Below are 20,008 nucleotides of genomic sequence, written 5' to 3'. Positions count from 1 at the left end.
CACCGACGGCGTTCCGGCGGGAAGCGAAGGTGGACATGGACGACTACCGCGTCGTCGCGGACGCCCTCGCCGCCGACATCGAGGCCGGCCGCCTCCGCCCCGGCGACCGGCTCCCGCCGCAGCGCCGCTTCGCGCGGCAGCGCGGTATCGCGAACTCCACCGCCGCCCGCGTCTACGGCGAACTGGTCCGGCGCGGCCTGGCCGTCGGCGAGGTCGGCCGCGGCACGTTCGTCCGGGCCGCGAAGCCGCCGCCGGAACCGGCGCTCGCCGAGCCCGGCGACGCCCGCGTCGACCTCGAGCTCAACTTCGCCGTGCTGCCGGGGGAGTCGGCGCGCCTGGCGCGGGCGCTGGAACCGCTGCTGCGCGACGACGTCCTCACCGCGGCCCTGCACCCGATCGGCGCCGCGGGCACCCCGGCGGCGCGGGCAGCGGCGGCCGCGCTGCTCACCCGCGGCGACTGGCGGCCGGACCCGGCGACGCTGCTGTTCACCGGCAACGGCAGGCAGGCCATCGCGGCGGCGATCGCCGCGTTCGTCCCGGTGGGGGAGCGGCTCGCGGTCGAGTCGCTGACGTACCCGGTCGTGAAGGCGCTTTCCTCACGGCTCGGCGTGGAGCTGGTGCCGATCGAGACGGACGAGTCCGGCCTGGTGCCGGAGTCCTTGGCCGCAGCCGGGCCGGTGCGCGCGCTGTACGTCCAGCCCACCTTGCACAACCCGCTCGGCACGACGATGCCGCCGGAGCGCCGCGCCGAGCTCGCCGAGGTCGTCGCCCGTCTGGACCTGCCGGTGATCGAGGACGGCATCTACACGTTCCTGCGCGGGGATGTCCGGCCGTTCGCCGCGTTCGCGCCGGAGCGGACGGTGTTCGTCGACAGCCTGTCCAAGCGGGTCGCCCCCGGCCTGACGGCGGGTTTCCTGGTGACGCCGCCGTCCTGGACGGCGCGGCTGGCGTCGTCGGTCCGCTCGGGCGGCTGGGCAGCGTCGCGCTTCGCCGTCGAAGCGGCGACGCAGTGGATCGTGACGGGCACCTTGGCCGAGGTCGAAGCCGCGAAACGGCGTGACGCGGCGGCTCGCGCGGAGGTGGTCACCGAGAAGCTGGCCGGCTTCCCGGTCAGCGGCGACGCGCTGGCGTACCACCGCTGGTGGGAGCTGCCGGAGCAGTGGCGCGCGGAGACGTTCGTGGCGGCGGCGGCCCGCCGGGGGATCGCGCTGTCCCCGGCGGCGGCGTTCGCCGTGTTGCCGGGCCACGCGCCGAACGCGGTGCGGATCGCCGTCTCGGCGCCGCCGGTGACGACGTTGTCCGCGGCCCTCGGCGTCCTGGCGGCGCTCGCCAACGGCAGCCCGGACGACCTGCTGGCCGGCGACTAGGAGCCGTACCAGCGCGTACCAGTGCCGTGCCAGCGCCGTGTGCGGCCCGCACCAGGGAGCCGCGCCAGCCTTCGGGTGTCGCACCGAAAACCCCGAAGGAGCACGGATGTACACCCCAGTCACGATCATCGGCGCCGGTCTCGGCGGTCTCACCCTCGCCCGGGTTCTGCACGTCCACGGTGTTCCGGTCGTGGTGTACGAGGCGGAGTCGTCGCCGATGGCGCGGATGCAGGGCGGGATGCTCGACATCCACGACTACAACGGGCAGCTGGCCGTGGAGGCGGCCGGGCTGATGGAGGAGTTCCGGGGTCTGGTCCTGGAGGGCCGTGAGGCGATGCGGATCCTGGATCGCGACGGGACCGTCCTGTTCGACGAGGCCGACGACGGCACGGGCGGGCGTCCGGAGGTGCAGCGAGGCGAGCTGCGGCAGATGCTGCTCGACGCGCTCCCGGACGGCACTGTCCACTGGGGACACAAGGTCACCGGTACCCGTTCTCTCGGCGGGGGCCGGCACGAAGTGGGTTTCGCCAACGGCACCACCGTCGTGACGGACTTGCTGGTCGGAGCCGACGGCGCCTGGTCGCGCGTCCGGCCGCTGCTCACCGACGCCACACCCGAGTACGTCGGCACGTCGTTCGTCGAGACCTACCTGTTCGACGCCGACACCCGTCGCCCCGCGACGGCGAAGGCGGTCGGCGGCGGCTCGCTGATGGCGCCCGCCCCGGGCAAGGGCATCAACGCCCACCGGGAGAGCGGGGACACCCTGCACGCCTACGTGTCCCTCACCCGGCCGCTGGACTGGTTCGACGCCGTCGACTTCACCGATCCCGACGCGGCCGCCGCGCGGGTCGCGGCGGAGTTCGACGGCTGGGCGCCGGAGCTCACCGCGCTGATCACCGACGCCGACACCGCGCCCGTCCTGCGTCCCCACTACACCCTGCCGATGGGGCTCCGGTGGGATCGCGTGCCGGGGGTGACCCTGGTCGGCGACGCGGCCCACCTCATGCCGGTCAACGGGGAAGGCGCCAACCTGGCCATGCTCGACGGCGCCGAACTCGGCCAGGCCCTCGCCGCGCACCCCGGCGACGTCGAGGCCGCGCTCGCCGCGTACGAGCGGGTCATGTTCGTCCGCAGCGCCGAGGTCGGCGCCGAGGGCGCCCGGTTCGGCGAGCTGCTCTCGGGCGCCGCGGGCGAGAACATCGCCCAGAACCTGATCGACTTGTTCACCGGGGTGAACTAGGGCGTGTCTGACAAACGCCACGGCTGTTTGCTGGGATGCTGTCGGCCGTGTCGCGGTTTCAGCTGCTCTCGGATGCTCAGTGGGCGTTGATCGAGGATCTGCTGCCGGTCCGCACCGGTAGGCGTGGTCGGCCGTTCTCGGATGCGCGGGCGATGGTCGAGGGGATCATTTACCGGTATCGGTGCGGAATCGCGTGGCGGGATGTTCCGGCGGTGTTCGGTGCGTGGCAGACGATCTGGACCTGGCATCGCCGGATGGCCGGCGACGGCACCTGGGACACCGTGCTGCAGCGCCTGCTCACCGAAGCCGACGCGGCCGGCCTGGTCGATTGGTCGGTATCGGTCGACTCCACCATCGCCCGAGCCCACCAGCACGCCACCAACATCACCCGCGCCACGGGGGGCTGGGTCGAACTACACGGATCTACTCGCCGAGCCGCTTGATCACGCGATCGGCCGCTCCCGCGGCGGCTGGAGCACCAAAGTGCACCACCTCGTCGACGGCAACGGCCGACCTCTGGTGACGCTGGTCGGGCCCGGCCAGGCCGGAGACGCACCGATGTTCCCGCACCTCATGCGACACTTGCGCATCCGCCGGGCTGGACGCGGCAGGGCCCGCACGAGACCTGACCGCGTCCGCGGCGACAAGGCCTACTCCTCGAGAGCGATCCGCGGGCATCTGCGCGACCGCGGTATCACCGCCGTGATCCCCGAGCCGGCTGATCGGGCCGGGCACCGCGACCGCCGCGGTTCCCGCGGCGGTCGTCCACCTGCCTTCGACCCGGTGGACTACCGCGGCCGCAACGTTGTCGAGCGACGGTTCAACCTGCTCAAGCAATGGCGGGGTTTGGCCACTCGCTACGACAAGCTCGCCATCATCTACCGATCAGCCGTCGTCCTGCACGCGGTGATCACCTGGACCAAGGCATTGTCAGACACGCCCTAGGGAGGCGCCCGAGCTCAGGGGGCGTACTTGCCCACGAAGCTGCCGCAGGTGACCACGCGGCCCGTGAGCCGGTCCTGGATCGCCTTCTCCAGCCCGAGGTAGGTGAACACCGGCGTGTCGGCCGGGACTTCGGCCGGCACCGGGCCGCCGGTCGCCAGCAGGCGGGTCGGCACCGTCTGGAAGAGCACCAGGTAGCCGCCTTCGCGGTTGAGCGCGTCCGCCGTCTCGAGCATGCGGGCGGGCGCGTCGCCGACGATCTCCAGGGGCAGCGGCCACTCCAGCGGGAACGGGTTGCGCAGCCCGAACGCCGGGTACGCGAACGCGTTGTCCGGCAGGACCGCCGTCCGCCCGGCCGGGAAGCGGTCCGCGCAGTCGCGGATCTGCTGGACGTAGCGGAACGTCGAGGGGTTCGTGCGGATGCCGGACATCGCCGGGCTGACGTCGCCGAGGTCCGCCGTCAGCCGGTCGTGCCCGAGGTCGAGGTAGGCCGCCTGGTCGTGCCGCGCGACGACGACCCAGCCGCACACGGCCACCGCCGTCAGCCCGGTCGTCGCGGTCACCCAGCGCCGGGCGAGCCGCGGCCGCGGCGGGACCAGGTGGCTCAGCAGCAGCAACGCCGTCAGCGCGAGGGTGCCGGTGAGCAGCGTCGGCGTGTCGTTGCCCCAGGACAGGCTGGTCATGAACCCGGTCGCGAGGACCAGCAGCCCGGCCCACGGCACCTTCCGCCGCACGGCCGCGGTCACCGGCACGCTGACCGCGACGATCCACCACAGCACGTCCGCCCAGCGCGAGGAGCCGGTGAACCGGCCGTCGACGACCGTCCAGACCACCGCCGCCGCGCCGGCGAGCACGAGCACCCAGGACGCGGCCCGCCCGGCCGCGCCGAGCCGGTCGCCCGGCAGCCGGACAGCCAGCAGGACCACCGCGATCACGGCGAAGAAGCTCAGCTCCCGCACCGGTGCCTGGGTGAGCACCTCCGGGTCTTCCAGCCACAGCCCGAGCAGCCGTTCGCCGTACGCGGGCACGCCGCCGGTGAGCTGCTCGACCATCTCCGCGAAGCCGCCGCCGAGGCTCACCCACGCCACGTACGCGAGGCCGGGCGCGCCGAGCGCGAGGAGGTCGAGGAGCAGCCGGCGCCACCAGCGCGCGGTCCGCAGCGCGCCGGCGCGCGTCGCCGGGTGCAGCAGCAGCCACAGCACCCCGATCACGGCGGCGAGCGCGAAGCTCTGCTTGACGAACACGGCGCACCCGAGCAGCACGAGCCCGCCGCGGCGGGCGAGCGCGCGGTCCCCGCTCAGGCCGGCGTCCAGCGCCCAGGCACCGCAGGCGGTGAGCGCGATGCCGTCGACGGTGTGCCAGGCCATCAGCGGGAAGGCGTTGAGGTTGATCAGCGACGCGGCCGCGACCATCGCGGTCATGCCCGGGCCCCAGTCCAGCACCCGCCGGCGCGTGACCAGCGTGGCGAAGGCGATCGTCGCCACGATGATCTCGATCATGGATAGGAAGCTGGAGCCGAAGAACAGCGGCATCGGCAGCGCGTAGTCGGCGACGTGCAGCACCGCGGACCCGAGCGGGCGCGCGGAGATGATGTCGGCGTGCGGGACTTCGCCGTGGAGCACCCGCCACGCCTGGGCGAGGATGAAGCCCTGGTCGGAGGGGTGGAACCCGAAGCGCCCGACGCGGTACTCGGTGGCCAGCGCGAGCAGCACCACCCAGCCGGCGTGCACGCTCCAGCGCAGCATCGGCGGTTTCGCCGGAGCCGGGGCGGCGGCGCGCGCAGGACTCGCCACGTCCACGCCTGCCCGCCTTCCGCTCCCGATCACCAGGGAAGCGATGGTAGCGGCCACCGCGGCGGCGGACATGACGAGCACCACCGGGGCAGGTGGTTCGCCCGGGGCGGGGGAGCGGGCGGGGCCGGACATCGCGGCTGAGGTGACGAGCGCCGGGCGCCGGCGGCGGGCCCGCGGCGCAGAGAGACGGGGCCGAACACCGCGGCCGGGCGGCGGCGGATGGGGGCGGCATCATCGCGCGCTGGCAGGGCACTCGGGTGCGGAGAGGGCGGCGGCCCCGGATGCACGGCTGGGGCGAGATGGCTTGCGGGCCAGGCCGGGCCAGGCCAGGCCGGGCCAGGCCGGGCCGGGTCGGGTCGGGTCGGGCGGGCCAAGCCGGGCCGGGTCGGGCCAAGCCGGGCTGGGGCGGGCCAGGTCGGGCTGGGGCGGGCCAGGTCGGGCCGCGTCAGGGCGGGCCAAGCCGGGCTGGGGCGGGCAGGCCGGGCCGCGTCGGGGCGGGCCAAGCCGGGTGGGGCGGGCCAAGCCGGGTCGGGCCGCGTCAGGGCGGGCCAAGCCGGGCTGGGGCGGCCAGGCCGGGCCGGGCCGGGCCGGGCCGAACCGGGCCGGCAGCCGGAGCCGGGGTTTCGCCCGGCTCCGGCCCCTGTCACCCGGCCGTACTCCGGGCCGTGCCGATCGCGGCCGTCTCGTCCGCGGCCGCGAATCGTTTCCCAGTGCTGGTTTCCGGCATTCCGAACTCCCCAGTTCCCAAGGCCGCTCGAATGAGCGGCGCGAGCGCGAGGGTAGAAGTACCCACCGCCCCGGTGCCAGGGTTTCGGCGGAATTCGCGGCGATCAGGCGCGGCGGCGCCAGATCAGGCGGGTCAACGCCGCCGCGACGGACGCCGGTGCGGGCCGGCGCGGCAGGCCGCGGGCTTCCGGTGCCGACTCCGGCATCGCCCGGTACGCCAGGTGCGCGGCGAACCGCGCCAGCCGCGGCGCGGCGAGCGTCGCCAGCTCGGCGGCGCGGCCTTCGGACAGGCTCAGCACCTCCGGCCGCTCCTCCAGGGCCTTCACCACCAGCGCCGCCGCGCGTTCCGGGCTGCTCGACGGCAGGCCGCGGTAGCCGGTCGGCGCGATCATCGGCGTCCGCACCAGCGGCATCCGCACCGACGTGAACGTGATCCCGTCCGACAGCGTCTCGCGCCCGGCCGTCAGCCCGAACTCCTCCAGCGCCGCCTTCGACGCCAGGTACGCCGAGAAGCGCGGGGTGTCGGTCTGCAGGCCCTGGGTCGTCACGTTGACGACGTGGCCGAACCGCCGCTCGGCCATCGACGGCAGGAAACCGAGGATCAGCCGCACCGGGCCGAAGTAGTTGATCGCCATCGTGCGCTCGTAGTCGTGGAACCGTTCCGTGGACAGCGCCACCGAGCGCCGGATCGACCGCCCGGCGTTGTTGACCAGCATGTCGACCGCGCCGTGCTGGCCGAGGACGTCCTTGACCAGTGCGTCGACGGCGTCGCCGTCGGTGAGGTCGCACGGGTGCGCCGCCGCCACGCCGCCGGCCGCGGTGATCTCGTCCCGCACCTCTTCGAGCTCCGAAGCGCGGCGGGCCACGAGGATCACCTTGGCGCCCTTGCGCGCCACGGCGAGCGCCGACGCCCGGCCGATCCCGGACGACGCGCCGGTGACCAGCACCGTGCGCCCGGCCAGGCCGTGCCCGCGGCGGGCGCGGTCGGGGTCGAGGTGGGCCTGCCAGTACCGGTGCAGCGGCGCCGCGTAGTCCCGCAGCTCGGGCAGCTCGATACCGCTGCCGAACAACGCCGTCGTCGTGCGCGCGGTGTCGAAGACGACGTCCATGGTCAGGTGCGGCAGCACCGCCGGCGGCACGCCGAGCTCCTCGAGGACGGCGGCCCGGGCCGCCCGGCCGCCGGGCACGCGGTCGACGCCGGCGGCCGCGGCCTTCGCGACCCGGCCGCCCACGCGCCGCACCACCCCGGACGGCCGCGCGGGCAGCACGGCCCGGATCACCGGCCCGCCCGCGGCGCGCGCGAAGGCGTTGTAGACGGAGTTGAGCGACTGCGGCCGCGCGGCGGCGAGGTGGTAGGTCGCCCCGGACGGCGCGTCCCGGTGCATCAGGTACTCCATCGCCTCGACGACGTAGTCGACCGGCACCAGGTTCGTCGCGCCGAGGTCGGGCGCGGCCAGCGGGAGGCGCCGGGGCAGCGCGGCCAGCCGCGAGATGGCGGGGAGGAAGTAGTACGGCCCGTCGATCTTGTCCATCTCGCCGGTGCGCGAATCGCCGACGACCGCGGAGGGCCGGTAGACGCGGTAGGGCAGCGGCTGCTCGCGGACCAGCTTCTCGGCCTGGAACTTCGTCGCGTGGTACGGCGAGGAGAAGCGCTGGCCGAGGTCGAAGTCGGCTTCGGTGAACCGCCCGGCGTGGTCGCCCGCGACGGCGATCGAGGACACGTGGTGCACCAGCCCGGCTTCCGCCGCGGCGGCGAAGGCGAGCAGGTGCCGGGTGCCCTCGACGTTGGCGCGCCGGTTGGCCTCCTCGTCCGCGGTGAGGTCGTAGATCGCGCCGAGGTGGACGACGTGGTCGATGTGCGGCAGCGTGGCGGTGTCGACGCCGAGGCGGGGTTCGGCGAGGTCGCCGACCACGGGGTGCAGCTTGTCCGCGCCCGCCCAGCCGCGGGCCGACGCCGAAAGCCGTTCGCGGGAGGTCTCACGGACCAGCGCGTGGACGGCGGCCGTCTCCGGCCGCCGCAGCAGCCGGGCGACCAGGCGTTTCCCGATGAAGCCCGTCGCGCCCGTCACGAAGTAGGTCGTCATGGCCGGTCCCTTCGTCGTCGGGCCCGACTCTAACCTACTCCAGAGTAGGAACGGTAGTTGTCAGCTTTCGGACGTCTCGTCGTCGGCCGTGGCCACGACGGCGTCGCGCAGGGCGGCCCGCAGCCGTCCGACGTCGAGCGGCCCGAGCACCGCCGCCTCGCCCGGTGGCGCGACCAGCACCACCTTGTCGTCGCTGACGAACACCGTCACGTCCCTGCGCCTGCCGGCCAGATCCCGGCAGCCGATCGACCACTCGCCCCGACTCATGGTCGCCGCCCTCCGCATTTCTCCTCGTGGTCGTGCTCCGTGCGAGGGTGGGAGCGGGACGCGGGAGCCCTATGACGCCGGTTCACCCGATCTGCCTACTCGCGGGTTTCCCCTTGCGGTTCGCGGATTTCCGGCGTAGGGACCGGGACGGGATGTGGTCCGGCGGGTTCGGGAGTAGCGTCCGCGGCACGAGCCGTCGTCACCGTGGGAGGTCAGGATGTCGGAGCCGCGGAAGATCGTCATCGTCGGTGCGGGCCTCGGCGGGGCGTCCGCCGCGGCCGCGTTGCGCGAACGCGGTTACCCCGGCGAAATCCTGCTGATGGGCTCGGATCCGCGCCGCCCGTACGAGCTGCCGGCGCTGTCGAAGGGCGTGCTGCTGGGCAACACCGACGAACCCGACTGGGTGCACGAAGAGAAGTACTACGCCGAGCACGACATCCGGTTCAGCCCCGGCGTCACCGCGACCCGCGTCGAGCTCGGCGCGCGGCTGGTGCTGGACGACGCGGGCGGCGAGCACCGCTTCGACCGGCTCGTGCTGGCGACCGGCTCGCGGCCGCGCTCCCTGCCGGTCCCCGGCGGCGATCTGCCCGGCCTGTACACCCTGCGCAGCCTCGACGACTCGCTCAAGCTGCGGTCGGCGTTCGCCGGGGCGGAGCGCGTGGTCATCGTCGGTGCCGGCTGGATCGGCTCCGAAGCCGCCGCGGCGGCCCGGACGCACAACGCCGAGGTGACGGTGGTGGACCCGGTCGCGGTGCCACTGGCCACCGTCGTCGGCGAGACCGTCGGCGGGGTCTTCCGGGACCTGCACAGCGAAAAGGGCGTGCACTGGCGGCTCGGCGAGCAGGTCGCCGAGATCACCGGCGGGCCCGGCGGCGTCCGCGGCGTCCGGCTCGCCGGCGGCGAAGAGCTGACGGCGGACGTCGTCCTGGTCGCGGTCGGCGCGGCACCCCGGGTGGAGCTGGCGCACGCGGCGGGCCTCGAGCTGGCCGACAACGGCGGCGTCTGCGTGGACGCGGGCCTGCGCACGGCGGCCCCGGACGTCTACGCGGTCGGCGACATCGCCGCCCACTTCCACCCGCGCTTCGGCCGCCGCATCCGCGTGGAGCACTGGGCGAACGCGAAGGAGCAGGGCACGCACGTGGCGCAGAACCTGCTGGGGGAGAACGAACCGTTCCTCGCCTCGCCGTACTTCTTCACCGACCAGTACGACCTGGGCTGCGAGTACCGCGGGCTGGCCGATCCGGCGACGGACGAGCTGGTCGTTCGCGGCGACCTGGCGTCCCGCGAGTTCACGGCGTTCTGGCTGCGCGAAGGCCGTGTCGCGGCGGCGATGAACGTCAACATGTGGGACGACGGCGACGCGTTGGGTGCCCTTGTCGACGGGCGCGCCACCGTGACCGCCGAACAGCTCAGGACGGCGGATCTGGCGTCGCTCACCTGAGGCGGTCGCGCATCAGCGCGTCGAGCCGCCGCCAAGCGGGCGACGACGCGTTGACCGCGCCCTGCACCAGCGCCGGGATCGCGGAACCCCGTTCGTACGAAGGGAGTTCGGCGCCGTAGCGCGCTCGGGTGGCGGCGACGAGCCGCTCGGCCAGTGCCTCGACGCGCGGGTCCCGCGGGTCGAGGTCGTGCACCCGGTCGTACTCGAGGACCAGGGAGCACAGTGCCGGGTCGGCCAGCATCGCCGCCTGGTCCCGGAAGTTCGCGCGTGCCGTCTCCGGGTGGGTCGCGAACACCAGCAGCCACAGGTCGTTCTGCAGCGCGACCCAGCGTTCGCTGAACCCCAGACCGCGCAAGCCCGCGAGGTGGTCCACGACGTCGGCGGGCAACGCGGACAGCTGCCCGTCGGCGAGCTGCCGCAGCCGGGCCCGGGTGTCTTGCAGGCCGCGGATGCGGGCGGCGAGGTCGTCGTCGATCTGCCGGAGCGCCGGGACGAGCCCGCCGCCCGCACGGAGTTCGCGGATGCGCGCCAGCGGTACGCCGGCCTCCGCCAGCGTGCGGATCTTGATCAGCTCGACGGCGTCGGCCACGCGGTAGCGGCGGTAGCCGGACGCGTCGCGCGGCGGCTCCGGGAGGAGACCCTTGGCGTGGTAGACGCGGATCGTCTTGGGCGTCACCCCGACGTACCCGGCGAGCTGTCCGATGGTGAGCACCCCGCCATCGTCGCACTTGACCTTGCCCCTGGGGCAAGGTCGCAGGATGACCGGCATGGCGGACTACGAGACCCTGCGCGCGCTGGCCGACGAGGGCAACGAAACGGCCCTCGACCGGCTCGCCGACCTCGCCGACGCCCGCGGCGACGTCGAAGAGCTGAGCGAGCTGCTGGACGAAGGCTGCGACCACGCCGGCGCGCTGCTGACCCGCCGCGCGGTCGCCGCGGGCGACCTGCTGGAACTGCAGCGGATCGCCGACGCCGGCCACGAACCGGCCGGTGCGGAGCTGGAGCGTCTGCTCAGGGAGTGACTTCGTGCGTCAGGGTCAGGAAGGCCACCAGGGCCAGCAGCGCGAAGCCCGCCATGGTCGCGGCCATCGGCACCGCCGTGCCCGGGCCCCCGAGCCCGACCAGCGGCGTCGCGATCGCGCCCACCACGAACTGCAGCACCCCCAGCAACGCCGAAGCCGCGCCCGCCGAACGAGCGTGCGAGGCCAGCGCCAGCGAGCTCGAGTTCGGCATCACCAGGCCGATGCTCGACACGAGCAGGAACAACGCCACCAGCAGCACCGGCAGGGGAGCCCGGGTCAGCACGGCCGCGAGCACCGAAGTCCCGCCGACGGCACCCAGGACCAGACCGGAAGCCAGCAGGGCGCGTTCCCGGATCCGGCCCACGAGCCGGCCGCTGAGCTGCCCGGCCAGCACGATGCCGACGCCGTTCACGCCGAACACCACGCTGTAGGCCTGCGGGCTGAGCCCGTACACGCCCTGCAGCGCGAACGACGACCCCGAGATGTAGGCGAACATCGACGCGAACAGCAGCCCGGACGCCAGCGCGTAGCCCGCGAACGTCCGGTCCGCCACGAGCCGCCCGTACGCGCGCATCACCCGGCCGAGCCGCGCGGGCGAGCGCCGGTCCGGCGGAAGCGGCTCGGGGAGGGCGAAGACGACCACGGCCAGCAGCAGCGCACCGAACGCCGTGAGCACGACGAACACCCCGCGCCAGGACGTCCAGTTCAGCAGCTGCCCGCCGATGAGCGGCGCGAGGATCGGGGCGAGCCCGCTGACCAGCATCAGCGTCGAGAAGAACTTCGTCATCGCGGTGCCGGAGTAGAGGTCCCGCACGGTGGCGCGGGCGATCACGACCCCCGCGGCGGCGCCGAGGGACTGCACGCCGCGGGCGGCGACCAGCAGCCAGGCGTCCGGGCTGACCGCGCAGAGCACCGAGCCCACGACGTACAGGGCGAGCCCCACGAGCAGCGGACGGCGGCGGCCGAGCGCGTCCGACAGGGGCCCCAGCACGAGCTGGCCCAGCGCGAGGCCCGCGATGAACGCGCCGAGCGTCAGCTGGACCGTGGTGTCCGCCGCGTGCAGGTCGTCCGCCATCCGCGGCAGCGCGGGCAGGTACATGTCGATCGACAGCGGGCCGAACGCCGAGAGGCCACCCAGCACGAGGACGAACTTCAGCTGCGCCCGCCTGCCCGGCGCGGTACGTTCCGCCGTGGTGGTCATGCGCCTCCTGCCGGTCCTTGCCTCCGACCAGCGACGCCGTGACCGGGGCTATTCCGGCTGTGATCGGTGACACTTCGTGGTCGACCGGGCGGTGAACCGATACTGATCCGACCAATTTTGCAACCGATTCAGCGATGGCTCTGGATCGACGGTCACGACTGCGATATACATCGGATGTCTGGTCGGTGTGGGTGAAGGGAATATCCGTGCAGCTTGTGCGCCTCGGGGAGCCGGGAAGTGAGCGTCCGTTCGTGCGTGCCGACGACGGCACGACCTACGAGCTGGGCGGCCTGACCGCCGACATCGACGGCGGCTTCCTCGCCGCGGACGGGATCGCGCGCGCGGCCGCCGCGCTCGCCGCCGGGGAACTGCCGCGAGCGGACGCCGGCGGGCTGCGCGTCGGCTCGCCCATCGCCCAGCCGGGCAAGGTCGTCTGCATCGGCATGAACTACCGCCGCCACGCGGAGGAGACCGGCGCGACCCCGCCGACCGAGCCCGTCGTCTTCATGAAGGCGCCGGACGTCGTGGTCGGCCCCGGCGACGACGTCCTCATCCCGCGCGGCTCGGTGAGCACCGACTGGGAGGTCGAGCTCGGCGTCGTCATCGGGAAGACCGCGCGCTACCTGGACAGCGTCGACGACGCTCTCGAGCACGTCGCCGGTTACGTCGTCTCGAACGACGTCTCCGAGCGCGCGCTGCAGTTCCGCACCGCGCAGTGGGACAAGGGCAAGTCCTGCGAGAACTTCAACCCGCTCGGCCCGGCGCTGGTCCCGGCGAGCGAGGTGCCCGACCCGCAGGACCTCGGCCTGCGGCTGTGGATCAACGGCGAAAAGAAGCAGGACTCGTCGACCAAGGACATGATCTTCACGGTGGCCGAGATCGTCCACCACCTCAGCCAGGTGATGGTGCTGCGGCCCGGCGACCTGGTCAACACCGGTACGCCGGAGGGCGTCGCGCTCGGGCAGCCCGACCCGAAGCCCTACCTGCGCGACGGCGACGTCATCGAGCTGGAGATCGACGGGCTCGGCCGGCAGCGCCAGACCGCGAGGCAGGCCTGACCATGGCGAAGATCATCGGCATGGAGGTGCTGGACGTCCGGTTCCCCACCTCCCGGGAGCTGGACGGCTCGGACGCCATGAACCCCGACCCGGACTACTCCGCCGCCTACGTCGTGCTGCACACCGACGGCGGCCCGGACGGCTACGGCCTCGCGTTCACCATCGGCCGCGGCAACGACGTCCAGGCCGCCGCCATCCGCGCGCTCGCCCCGCACGTCGTCGGCCGGGACGTCCCCGAGGACGCGGCCGCGCTCGGCGACCTGTCCCGCACGCTCGTCGGCGACTCGCAGTTCCGCTGGCTGGGCCCGGAAAAGGGCGTCGCGCACATGGCTGTCGGGGCGGTGGTCAACGCCGCGTGGGACCTCGCCGCGCGCCGCGCCGCCCTGCCGGTCTGGAAGTTCGCGGCGCGCATGACGCCCGAAGAACTGGTGTCCCTGGTCGACTTCCGCTACCTCTCCGACGCGCTCACCGAAGCCGAAGCCCTCGACATCCTGCGTGCCGCCGAACCCGGCCGCGCCGAGCGCACCGCGCGGCTGGAAGCGGACGGCTACCGCGCCTACAGCACGTCACCCGGCTGGCTCGGCTACGCGGACGCGAAGCTCGTGCGGCTCGCCGAACAGGCCGTCGCGGACGGCTTCGAGATGATCAAGCTCAAGGTCGGCGGCAACCTCGAAGACGACGTCCGGCGGATGAAGCTGGCACGCGAGACGGTCGGCGACGGCATCCGGATCGCCGTCGACGCCAACCAGCGCTGGGACGTCTCCGCCGCGGTCACCTGGATGACCGCGCTGGCGCCGTACGACCCGTACTGGATCGAGGAGCCGACCTCCCCGGACGACGTCCTCGGGCACGCGGCGATCGCGAAGGCCCTGGCCCCGATCCGCGTCGCCACCGGCGAGCACGTTCAGAACCGCGTGGTGTTCAAGCAGCTGCTGCAGGCGAACGCGATCTCGGTCCTGCAGCTGGACGCCGCCCGCGTCGGCGGGTTCAACGAGAACCTGGCGATCCTGCTGCTGGCCACGAAGTTCGGCGTCCCGGTGTGCCCGCACGCCGGCGGGGTCGGGCTCTGCGAGCTCGTCCGGCACCTGTCGATGTTCGACTTCGTGGCCGTGTCCGGCACCGACGCGGACCGCTCGATCGAGTGGGTCGACCACCTGCACGAGCACTTCACCGACCCGGCCGTCGTCGAGCGCGGCCGGTACCTCGCCCCGACCGCCCCCGGCTTCTCCGCGCGCATGCACGACGCCACGCTGCGCCGGTTCCGCTTCCCGGACGGTCCCGAGTGGACGGAGACCGCAAGTGAGTGAATTCGAGGGCCTGGTGGCCGCCGTCACCGGAGGCGCCTCGGGCATCGGCAAGGCCGTCGCCACCCTGCTGGCCGAACGCGGCGCGCAGGTGGCGGTGCTGGACCTGAAACCGGGCGACGACGGTTTCCGCTGCGACGTCGGCTCCGATCAGGAAGTCCGCTCGGCGATCGACGCCGTCGTGGACCGCTTCGGGCGCCTCGACATCCTGGTCAACAACGCCGGGATCGGTGCTCAGGGCGACGTCACGGGCAACGACGACGACGAGTGGCACCGCGTGTTCGACGTCAACGTCGTCGGCATGGTCCGGCTCGCGCGCGCCGCGCTGCCGCACCTGAAGAAGTCGCCGTCCGCGGCGATCGTCAACACCTGTTCCATCGCGGCCTGGGCCGGTCTGCCCCAGCGCGCGCTCTACTCGGCCACCAAGGGCGCGGTGCTCTCGCTGACCCTGGCCATGGCGACCGACCACCTGCCCGACCGGGTCCGCGTCAACTGCGTGTGCCCGGGCACGGCGGACACCCCCTGGGTGGGCCGGCTCCTCGACGCCGCCGAAGACCCGGCGGCCGAACGCGCGGCGCTCGCGGCCCGCCAGCCGATGGGCAGGCTGGTCACCGCCGACGAGGTCGCGAACGCGATCGCCTACCTGGCGAGCCCGCGGTCCGCGTCGACCACCGGGACCGCGCTCGCGGTCGACGGCGGCATGTACGGCCTGCGCCCGCGCGGCCCCGTGCAACACCAGTAAGAGACTTGATTTCCGCTGTCATCAAGGAGGATGCGGTGCGCGCTGTGTTATTCCAGAACAGGGTGATCCAGGTGGCCGCCACGGCCGCCGTCTGCGGCCTGGTACTGGCCGCCTGCGGGTCCACTAAGGACAACGCGTCGGCGCCCGCGGCGGGCGGCAACGCCGGTGGCAAGGTCGGGGCGACCCTGCCGCTGCTGACCTCGCCGTTCTGGCAGGCCTACAACAACTACGTCCCGAAGATGGCCCAGTCCGAGGGCGTCGACGTCCTCCCGACGGTCAACGCCGACAGCGACCCGGCGAAGCTGATCACCGACATCGGCACCTTCCTCAACCAGGGCGTCAAGGGCCTGGTCGTGACGCCGCTGGACTCCGCGGCCATCGTCGCCGGGCTCAAGCAGGCGGAGAACAAGGGCGTGCCGGTCGTCGCCGTTGACGTCGCCCCCGAGAGCGGCAAGGTCGCCATGGTGGTGCGGGCCGACAACAAGGCCTACGGCACCAAGGCGTGCGACGCGATCGGCGAGAAGGTCAAGTCCGGCAAGGTCGTGCAGATCATGGGCGACCTCGCGTCGGTCAACGGCCGTGACCGCTCGGAAGCCTTCCGCGACTGCATGAAGCAGAAGTACCCCGGCATCCAGGTGCTGGAGATCCCGGCCGAGTGGAAGGCCGACAAGGCGTCCTCCGGGCTGGACAGCATGCTGACCGCGAACCCGGACATCAAGGGCGTCTACATGCAGGCGGGCGGCGTCTACCTGGCCCCGACCGAGCAGGCCCTCAAGCGCAAGAACCTGTTCTTCCCGGTCGGCGACCCGAAGCACATCGTGCTCGTCTCGAACGACGGCATCCCGCAGGAGCTGGCCGCGATCCGCGCCGGCGAGCTGGACGCCACCGTGTCCCAGCCGGCCGACGCCTACGCGAAGTACGGCCTGTACTGGCTGAAGAAGGCCATGGCGGGCGAGACGTTCAAGGCCGGGCCGACCGACCACGGCAGCACCATCGTGGAGATCAGCCCCGGCATCCTCGAGGACCAGCTGCCCGCGCCCGTCATCACCAAGGACAACGTGGACGACAAGGCCCTGTGGGGGAACAACCTGTGACCGCGCTGCCCGCCGGCGAATCCGCCGTCCCGGTGGTCAGCGCCGTAGGTGTCGGCAAGCGCTACGGCCCGACCGTGGCCTTGCACGACGTCAGCCTCACCGTGCACCCGGGCGAGTCGCACGCGCTCGTCGGGCGCAACGGGGCCGGCAAGTCGACGCTCGTCTCCATCCTCACCGGCCTGTCTGCCACGGACACCGGGCACGTCGAGTTCGGCGGCGAGCCGGCCCCTCCGCTGTCCAAACAGGACGAATGGAAGGCGCGCGTCGCCTGCGTGTACCAGCACGCGATGGTGGTCCCGCAGCTCACGGTCGCCGAGAACCTGTTCCTCAACCGGCAGGCGGGCGGCGGGTTCGCCATCGGCTGGAAGACGCTGCGGCGCAAGGCGCGCGAGCTGCTGGACTCGTGGGACGTGCACGTCGACGTCGACACCCCGGCCGGCGACCTGTCGGTGGAGGACCGGCAGTTCGTCGAGATCGCCCGCGCGCTGTCCTACGGCGCCCGGTTCATCGTGCTCGACGAGCCGACCGCGCAGCTGGACAGCCAGGCCATCGAGCGGCTCTTCGAGCGGATGCGCCAGATGCAGGCGGGCGGGGTGACGTTCCTGTTCATCTCGCACCACCTGCACGAGGTCTACGAGGTCTGCCAGGCGGTGACCGTGCTGCGCGACGCGAAGCACGTGCTCACCGCGCCGGTGTCGGAGGTCGGCAAGGCCGAGCTGGTCGACGCGATGACCGGGGAACCGGGCGGGCTGTCGGTCCGCGACGCGGCGTCCCGGGAAGCCCTCGACGACGCCGCCGCGGAGATCCTCGCGGTCGAAGGGCTGTCCGGTGACAGCTTCTCGGACGTCTCGTTCCGGCTCCGCCGCGGCGAGGTCGTCGGGCTCGCGGGCAGCAACGCCAGCGGCAAGCACCAGGTCGCCGAGACGGTCTACGGCCTGCGGGCGCCGTCCGCGGGCACGATCAGCGTCGACGGCTCGCCGCTGCGACCGGGCGACATCCCGGCAGCGATCCGCGCGGGCATCGGCTGCGTGCCGCGCGACCGGCACCACGAAGGCCTGGTCCTGGCGCACTCGATCGCCGACAACGCCACGCTGTCGATCCTGGACAAGCTCGGCCGCGGCGGGATCGCGTCGCCGGGCTCGCGGTTCGCGAGGGCGTCGCAGGCCTTGGCTGACTACGGCATCGTGGCCGCGAGCGCCGAGCAGCCGGTGTCCGACCTGTCCGGCGGCAACCAGCAGAAGGTCGTGCTGGCCCGGGCCCTGATCGGCGACCCGCGGGTCGTGGTGCTGATCAACCCGACCGCGGGCGTGGACGTGAAGTCGAAGGAGGCGCTGCTCGCGGTCGTCGACCGGGTGCGCGCCGAGGGCAAGGCGGTGCTGATCGTCAGCGACGAGCTCGACGACCTGCGCCTGAGCGACCGGGTCCTGGTGCTGCGCGCCGGGGCCGTCGTCGCCGAACACCAGGCCGGGTGGTCCGACGGCGACCTCGTGGCCGACATCGAAGGAGTCGAGCTTTCGTGACCGACGTGATGACCTCCCCGCAGACGGAGCTGCCCGCGCCACCACGGCGCCGCAAGGCCGTCTGGCTGCGTGAACTCGCGCTCTTGCCCGCCCTGGTCGTCGTGTTCCTCATCGGCGGCCTGGTCGACGACACCTTCGTCGGCTGGAGCAACATCGTCAGCATCCTGACCGCGTCGGCGGCGCTCTCGCTGGTCGTGCTCGGCGAGTCGCTGGTGCTGATCACCGGGAAGTTCGACCTGTCGCTGGAATCGACGATGGGCTTGGCGCCGGCGCTCGGCGCGATGGTCGTGATCCCGGCCGCGTCGGCCGGTTTCGGCGTCGAGCTGCCCGCCGCGGTCGGCCTGCTGGTGATCCCGCTCTGCGGGGCGCTGGTCGGGTTCGTCAACGGCTTCCTGATCGTGAAGCTGAAGCTGAACGCCTTCATCGTGACGTTGGCGATGCTCACCGTGCTCCGCGGCGTGCAGGTCGGCTCGACCAAGGGCAAGACGCTGTTCAACCTGCCGGACTCGTTCACCAACCTGGCGACGACGACGTTCCTCGGGCTGCCGATGTCGGTGTGGCTGGCCGCGGCGCTGTTCGCCGTCGCCGGCTGGGTGCTGCGCTACCACCGCGTCGGCCGCGCGCTGTACGCGATCGGCGGCAACCGCGAAGCCGCGCGGGCGGCGGGCGTGCGTGTCGACCGGATCGCGTGGGCGGTGTTCGTCGTCGCCGGGATCCTCGCGGCGATCGGCGGGCTCGCGTACACCGGTTACGTCGGCGCGCTGGGCGCGAACCAGGGCTCCGGGATGATCCTGCAGGTCTTCGCGGCCGCGGTGATCGGCGGCGTCTCGCTCGACGGCGGCAAGGGCACCCTGGTCGGCGCCCTGACCGGCGTCCTGCTGCTGGCGTCGGTGTCGAGCCTGCTCAACTACGCGCACGTCACGGCGGAGTGGCAGGGCGCGATCTACGGCGCCATCATCCTGGTCGCGCTGATCATCGCCCGGTACGCGGGCGGAAAGCCCCAGACCTGACGCTCACCCCGTGAAGATCCGACGTTCTCAGGAGTGCGTGTGCTACGAGGCTTCCGCGGCCGGCTCGGCGTCCGGGTCGGGCACCGTCGGGTCGTCCGCGGTGCCGAGGGCGTTGCGCAGCCACTGCTCCACGCCCGCGACGTGCACGGTCGCCCACGAGCGCGCCAGTTCCGGCTCGCGCGCGGCGATGGCCTCGTAGATCGCCGTGTGCTGTTCGCGGGTCTTCGCGACCGCGCCCTCCTGGGTGAGCCCGCGCCAGATCCGGGCGCGGGCGGTCGGCCCGGAGAGGCTGTCGAGCAGCGAGCAGAGCACGGGGTTGCCGGACCCGTCGGCGATCTTGCGGTGGAACTGCAGGTCGTTGGCGACCAGCGCTTCGACGGTCGGCGAGTCCTCCAGCTCCCCGAGCAGCGTGCCCAGCTCGGCGATGTCGGCGTCGCTCATGTGCATCGCGGCCAGCCCGGTCGCGGCCGGCTCGAGGATCCGGCGCACGGCCAGGAAGTCGAGGACCGTGTCGTCGCGGTGGAAGTCGACCACGAACGTCATGGCGTCGAGCAGCAGGTTGGGTTCGAGGCTGGTGACGTAGGTGCCGTCGCCCTGGCGGACGTCGAGCACGCGGATCAGGCAGAGCGCCTTGACCGCCTCCCGCAGGGAGCTGCGCGAGAGCCCGAGCCGCTGGGCGAGCTCGGCCTCCTTAGGCAGCCGGTCGCCCGGCGCCAGCTCGCCGGAGATGATCATGTCCTTGATCTTGTCGATCGCGACATCGGTGACGGGCATCGTGTCCGCCCTTCCCTGCAACAGACCTCGGATGTTTCGGTGTTCCTCCCCAGCGTGCCATGTCCCGGCGAAGGAGTGGTGATGACCCACGGACCCGCACCGCAAAGAGTGGCTCTGCACACCCGGCTCAAACCCGGCAAAGAGGCCGAGTACGAGTCCGTCCACGCCGTCATCCCGCCCGAACTGGACACCGCCCTGCGCGAAGCCGGGGTCCGCTCCTGGCGGATCTGGCGTAACGGTCTCGACCTGTTCCACGTCCTCGAAGTCGACGACTACGCGGCGATGCGGGCGGCGTTGCGGGACCACCCCGCCAACGTCCCGTGGCAGGCGAGGATGGCCGAGCTGCTGGCCGTCGAGGACGACTACTCCGGCGACGACACCGGCATCGGGCTGGTCTGGGAACTGCCGGTGAAGGAGTGACGG

19 protein-coding genes are annotated in these 20,008 nt (G+C 72.9%); 13 read left to right on the top strand and 6 right to left on the bottom strand.

Annotation, left to right across the window (positions count from 1 at the left end; translation table 11 throughout):
- Positions 1–35 precede the first annotated feature (35 nt).
- The 4 genes from ACH54P_RS19740 to ACH54P_RS19725 all read left to right on the top strand — a co-directional run bounded on the left by ACH54P_RS19740 (position 36) and on the right by ACH54P_RS19725 (position 3,552).
- Positions 36–1,367, top strand: coding sequence for an aminotransferase-like domain-containing protein (locus ACH54P_RS19740; RefSeq protein WP_489914794.1), 1,332 nt, complete (start codon positions 36–38; stop codon positions 1,365–1,367).
- Between the two features lie 106 nt (positions 1,368–1,473).
- A complete protein-coding gene (locus tag ACH54P_RS19735) occupies positions 1,474–2,607 on the top strand; it encodes an FAD-dependent oxidoreductase (protein ID WP_489914792.1) in 1,134 nt (377 codons plus the stop codon).
- A 35-nt stretch (positions 2,608–2,642) separates the two neighbouring features.
- Positions 2,643–3,050, top strand: a complete 408-nt coding sequence (locus ACH54P_RS19730) for a transposase (protein WP_489914790.1) — start codon at positions 2,643–2,645, stop codon at positions 3,048–3,050.
- Between the two features lie 40 nt (positions 3,051–3,090).
- Positions 3,091–3,552, top strand: coding sequence for a transposase (locus tag ACH54P_RS19725; protein WP_489914788.1), 462 nt, complete (start codon positions 3,091–3,093; stop codon positions 3,550–3,552).
- Between the two features lie 14 nt (positions 3,553–3,566).
- On the opposite strand, the gene ACH54P_RS19720 is transcribed toward ACH54P_RS19725, so the two are convergent.
- From ACH54P_RS19720 to ACH54P_RS19710, 3 genes are all read right to left on the bottom strand, one after another.
- Positions 3,567–5,348: a hypothetical protein gene (locus ACH54P_RS19720; RefSeq protein ID WP_489914786.1), complete on the bottom strand. Its 1,782-nt coding sequence runs from the start codon at positions 5,346–5,348 to the stop codon at positions 3,567–3,569.
- A gap of 824 nt (positions 5,349–6,172) precedes the next feature.
- The gene (locus ACH54P_RS19715; protein WP_489914784.1) at positions 6,173–8,152 is read right to left on the bottom strand and encodes an SDR family oxidoreductase; all 1,980 of its coding nucleotides are present in this window, start codon (positions 8,150–8,152) and stop codon (positions 6,173–6,175) included.
- Between the two features lie 60 nt (positions 8,153–8,212).
- Positions 8,213–8,419, bottom strand: a complete 207-nt coding sequence (locus tag ACH54P_RS19710; RefSeq protein WP_489914782.1) for a hypothetical protein — start codon at positions 8,417–8,419, stop codon at positions 8,213–8,215.
- 217 nt (positions 8,420–8,636) lie between these two features.
- On the opposite strand from ACH54P_RS19710, the gene ACH54P_RS19705 reads away from it, so the two are divergent.
- A complete protein-coding gene (locus ACH54P_RS19705; RefSeq protein ID WP_489914780.1) occupies positions 8,637–9,860 on the top strand; it encodes an NAD(P)/FAD-dependent oxidoreductase in 1,224 nt (407 codons plus the stop codon).
- Here the strand turns inward: ACH54P_RS19705 and ACH54P_RS19700 are convergent.
- A complete protein-coding gene (locus ACH54P_RS19700; RefSeq protein ID WP_489914778.1) occupies positions 9,853–10,572 on the bottom strand; it encodes a MerR family transcriptional regulator in 720 nt (239 codons plus the stop codon). The two genes, ACH54P_RS19705 and ACH54P_RS19700, sit on opposite strands and share 8 nt — an antisense overlap.
- Positions 10,573–10,618: 46 nt before the next feature.
- On the opposite strand from ACH54P_RS19700, the gene ACH54P_RS19695 reads away from it, so the two are divergent.
- Positions 10,619–10,882: a hypothetical protein gene (locus tag ACH54P_RS19695; protein ID WP_489914777.1), complete on the top strand. Its 264-nt coding sequence runs from the start codon at positions 10,619–10,621 to the stop codon at positions 10,880–10,882.
- Here ACH54P_RS19695 and ACH54P_RS19690 read toward each other — a convergent pair.
- A complete protein-coding gene (locus ACH54P_RS19690) occupies positions 10,872–12,083 on the bottom strand; it encodes a multidrug effflux MFS transporter (protein WP_489914775.1) in 1,212 nt (403 codons plus the stop codon). The genes ACH54P_RS19695 and ACH54P_RS19690 overlap by 11 nt on opposite strands.
- 206 nt (positions 12,084–12,289) lie before the next feature.
- Between ACH54P_RS19690 and ACH54P_RS19685 the strand changes: the two genes are divergently transcribed.
- From ACH54P_RS19685 to ACH54P_RS19660, 6 genes are all read left to right on the top strand, one after another.
- Positions 12,290–13,141: a fumarylacetoacetate hydrolase family protein gene (locus ACH54P_RS19685; RefSeq protein WP_489914773.1), complete on the top strand. Its 852-nt coding sequence runs from the start codon at positions 12,290–12,292 to the stop codon at positions 13,139–13,141.
- 2 nt (positions 13,142–13,143) lie between these two features.
- Positions 13,144–14,448, top strand: a complete 1,305-nt coding sequence (locus tag ACH54P_RS19680) for an enolase C-terminal domain-like protein (protein WP_489914771.1) — start codon at positions 13,144–13,146, stop codon at positions 14,446–14,448.
- Positions 14,441–15,187, top strand: a complete 747-nt coding sequence (locus ACH54P_RS19675) for an SDR family NAD(P)-dependent oxidoreductase (protein ID WP_489914769.1) — start codon at positions 14,441–14,443, stop codon at positions 15,185–15,187. The genes ACH54P_RS19680 and ACH54P_RS19675 overlap by 8 nt, the downstream gene beginning before the upstream one ends.
- 62 nt (positions 15,188–15,249) lie before the next feature.
- Positions 15,250–16,281, top strand: a complete 1,032-nt coding sequence (locus tag ACH54P_RS19670; RefSeq protein ID WP_489916526.1) for a sugar ABC transporter substrate-binding protein — start codon at positions 15,250–15,252, stop codon at positions 16,279–16,281.
- Positions 16,278–17,801, top strand: coding sequence for a sugar ABC transporter ATP-binding protein (locus ACH54P_RS19665; RefSeq protein WP_489914767.1), 1,524 nt, complete (start codon positions 16,278–16,280; stop codon positions 17,799–17,801). The genes ACH54P_RS19670 and ACH54P_RS19665 overlap by 4 nt, the downstream gene beginning before the upstream one ends.
- Complete coding sequence (locus ACH54P_RS19660; protein ID WP_489914765.1) at positions 17,798–18,811, top strand: ABC transporter permease; 1,014 nt, start codon at positions 17,798–17,800, stop codon at positions 18,809–18,811. The genes ACH54P_RS19665 and ACH54P_RS19660 overlap by 4 nt, the downstream gene beginning before the upstream one ends.
- Before the next feature lie 42 nt (positions 18,812–18,853).
- Here the strand turns inward: ACH54P_RS19660 and ACH54P_RS19655 are convergent, their stop codons facing one another.
- Complete coding sequence (locus ACH54P_RS19655) at positions 18,854–19,585, bottom strand: FadR/GntR family transcriptional regulator (RefSeq protein WP_489914763.1); 732 nt, start codon at positions 19,583–19,585, stop codon at positions 18,854–18,856.
- A gap of 81 nt (positions 19,586–19,666) precedes the next feature.
- On the opposite strand from ACH54P_RS19655, the gene ACH54P_RS19650 reads away from it, so the two are divergent.
- A complete protein-coding gene (locus ACH54P_RS19650; protein WP_489914761.1) occupies positions 19,667–20,005 on the top strand; it encodes an L-rhamnose mutarotase in 339 nt (112 codons plus the stop codon).
- Positions 20,006–20,008 lie beyond the last annotated feature (3 nt).

The sequence above is a fragment of the Amycolatopsis sp. N2S4-7 genome (assembly GCF_058119595.1).
Note: the sequence above shows the minus strand (reverse complement) of the source record. Positions and strands in the feature narration are given on the sequence as shown.

What these genes read in the sequence shown, in the direction of transcription:
- ACH54P_RS19730 (WP_489914790.1), top strand. Translation starts at nt 2,643, where the DNA reads ATGCTGTCGGCCGTGTCGCGGTTTCAGCTGCTCTCGGATGCTCAGTGG.
- ACH54P_RS19710 (WP_489914782.1), bottom strand. Translation starts at nt 8,419, where the DNA reads ATGAGTCGGGGCGAGTGGTCGATCGGCTGCCGGGATCTGGCCGGCAGG.
- ACH54P_RS19695 (WP_489914777.1), top strand. Translation starts at nt 10,619, where the DNA reads ATGACCGGCATGGCGGACTACGAGACCCTGCGCGCGCTGGCCGACGAG.
- ACH54P_RS19680 (WP_489914771.1), top strand. Translation starts at nt 13,144, where the DNA reads ATGGCGAAGATCATCGGCATGGAGGTGCTGGACGTCCGGTTCCCCACC.
- ACH54P_RS19735 (WP_489914792.1), top strand. Translation starts at nt 1,474, where the DNA reads ATGTACACCCCAGTCACGATCATCGGCGCCGGTCTCGGCGGTCTCACC.
- ACH54P_RS19740 (WP_489914794.1), top strand. Translation starts at nt 36, where the DNA reads ATGGACGACTACCGCGTCGTCGCGGACGCCCTCGCCGCCGACATCGAG.
- ACH54P_RS19690 (WP_489914775.1), bottom strand. Translation starts at nt 12,083, where the DNA reads ATGACCACCACGGCGGAACGTACCGCGCCGGGCAGGCGGGCGCAGCTG.
- ACH54P_RS19650 (WP_489914761.1), top strand. Translation starts at nt 19,667, where the DNA reads ATGACCCACGGACCCGCACCGCAAAGAGTGGCTCTGCACACCCGGCTC.
- ACH54P_RS19715 (WP_489914784.1), bottom strand. Translation starts at nt 8,152, where the DNA reads ATGACGACCTACTTCGTGACGGGCGCGACGGGCTTCATCGGGAAACGC.
- ACH54P_RS19705 (WP_489914780.1), top strand. Translation starts at nt 8,637, where the DNA reads ATGTCGGAGCCGCGGAAGATCGTCATCGTCGGTGCGGGCCTCGGCGGG.
- ACH54P_RS19655 (WP_489914763.1), bottom strand. Translation starts at nt 19,585, where the DNA reads ATGCCCGTCACCGATGTCGCGATCGACAAGATCAAGGACATGATCATC.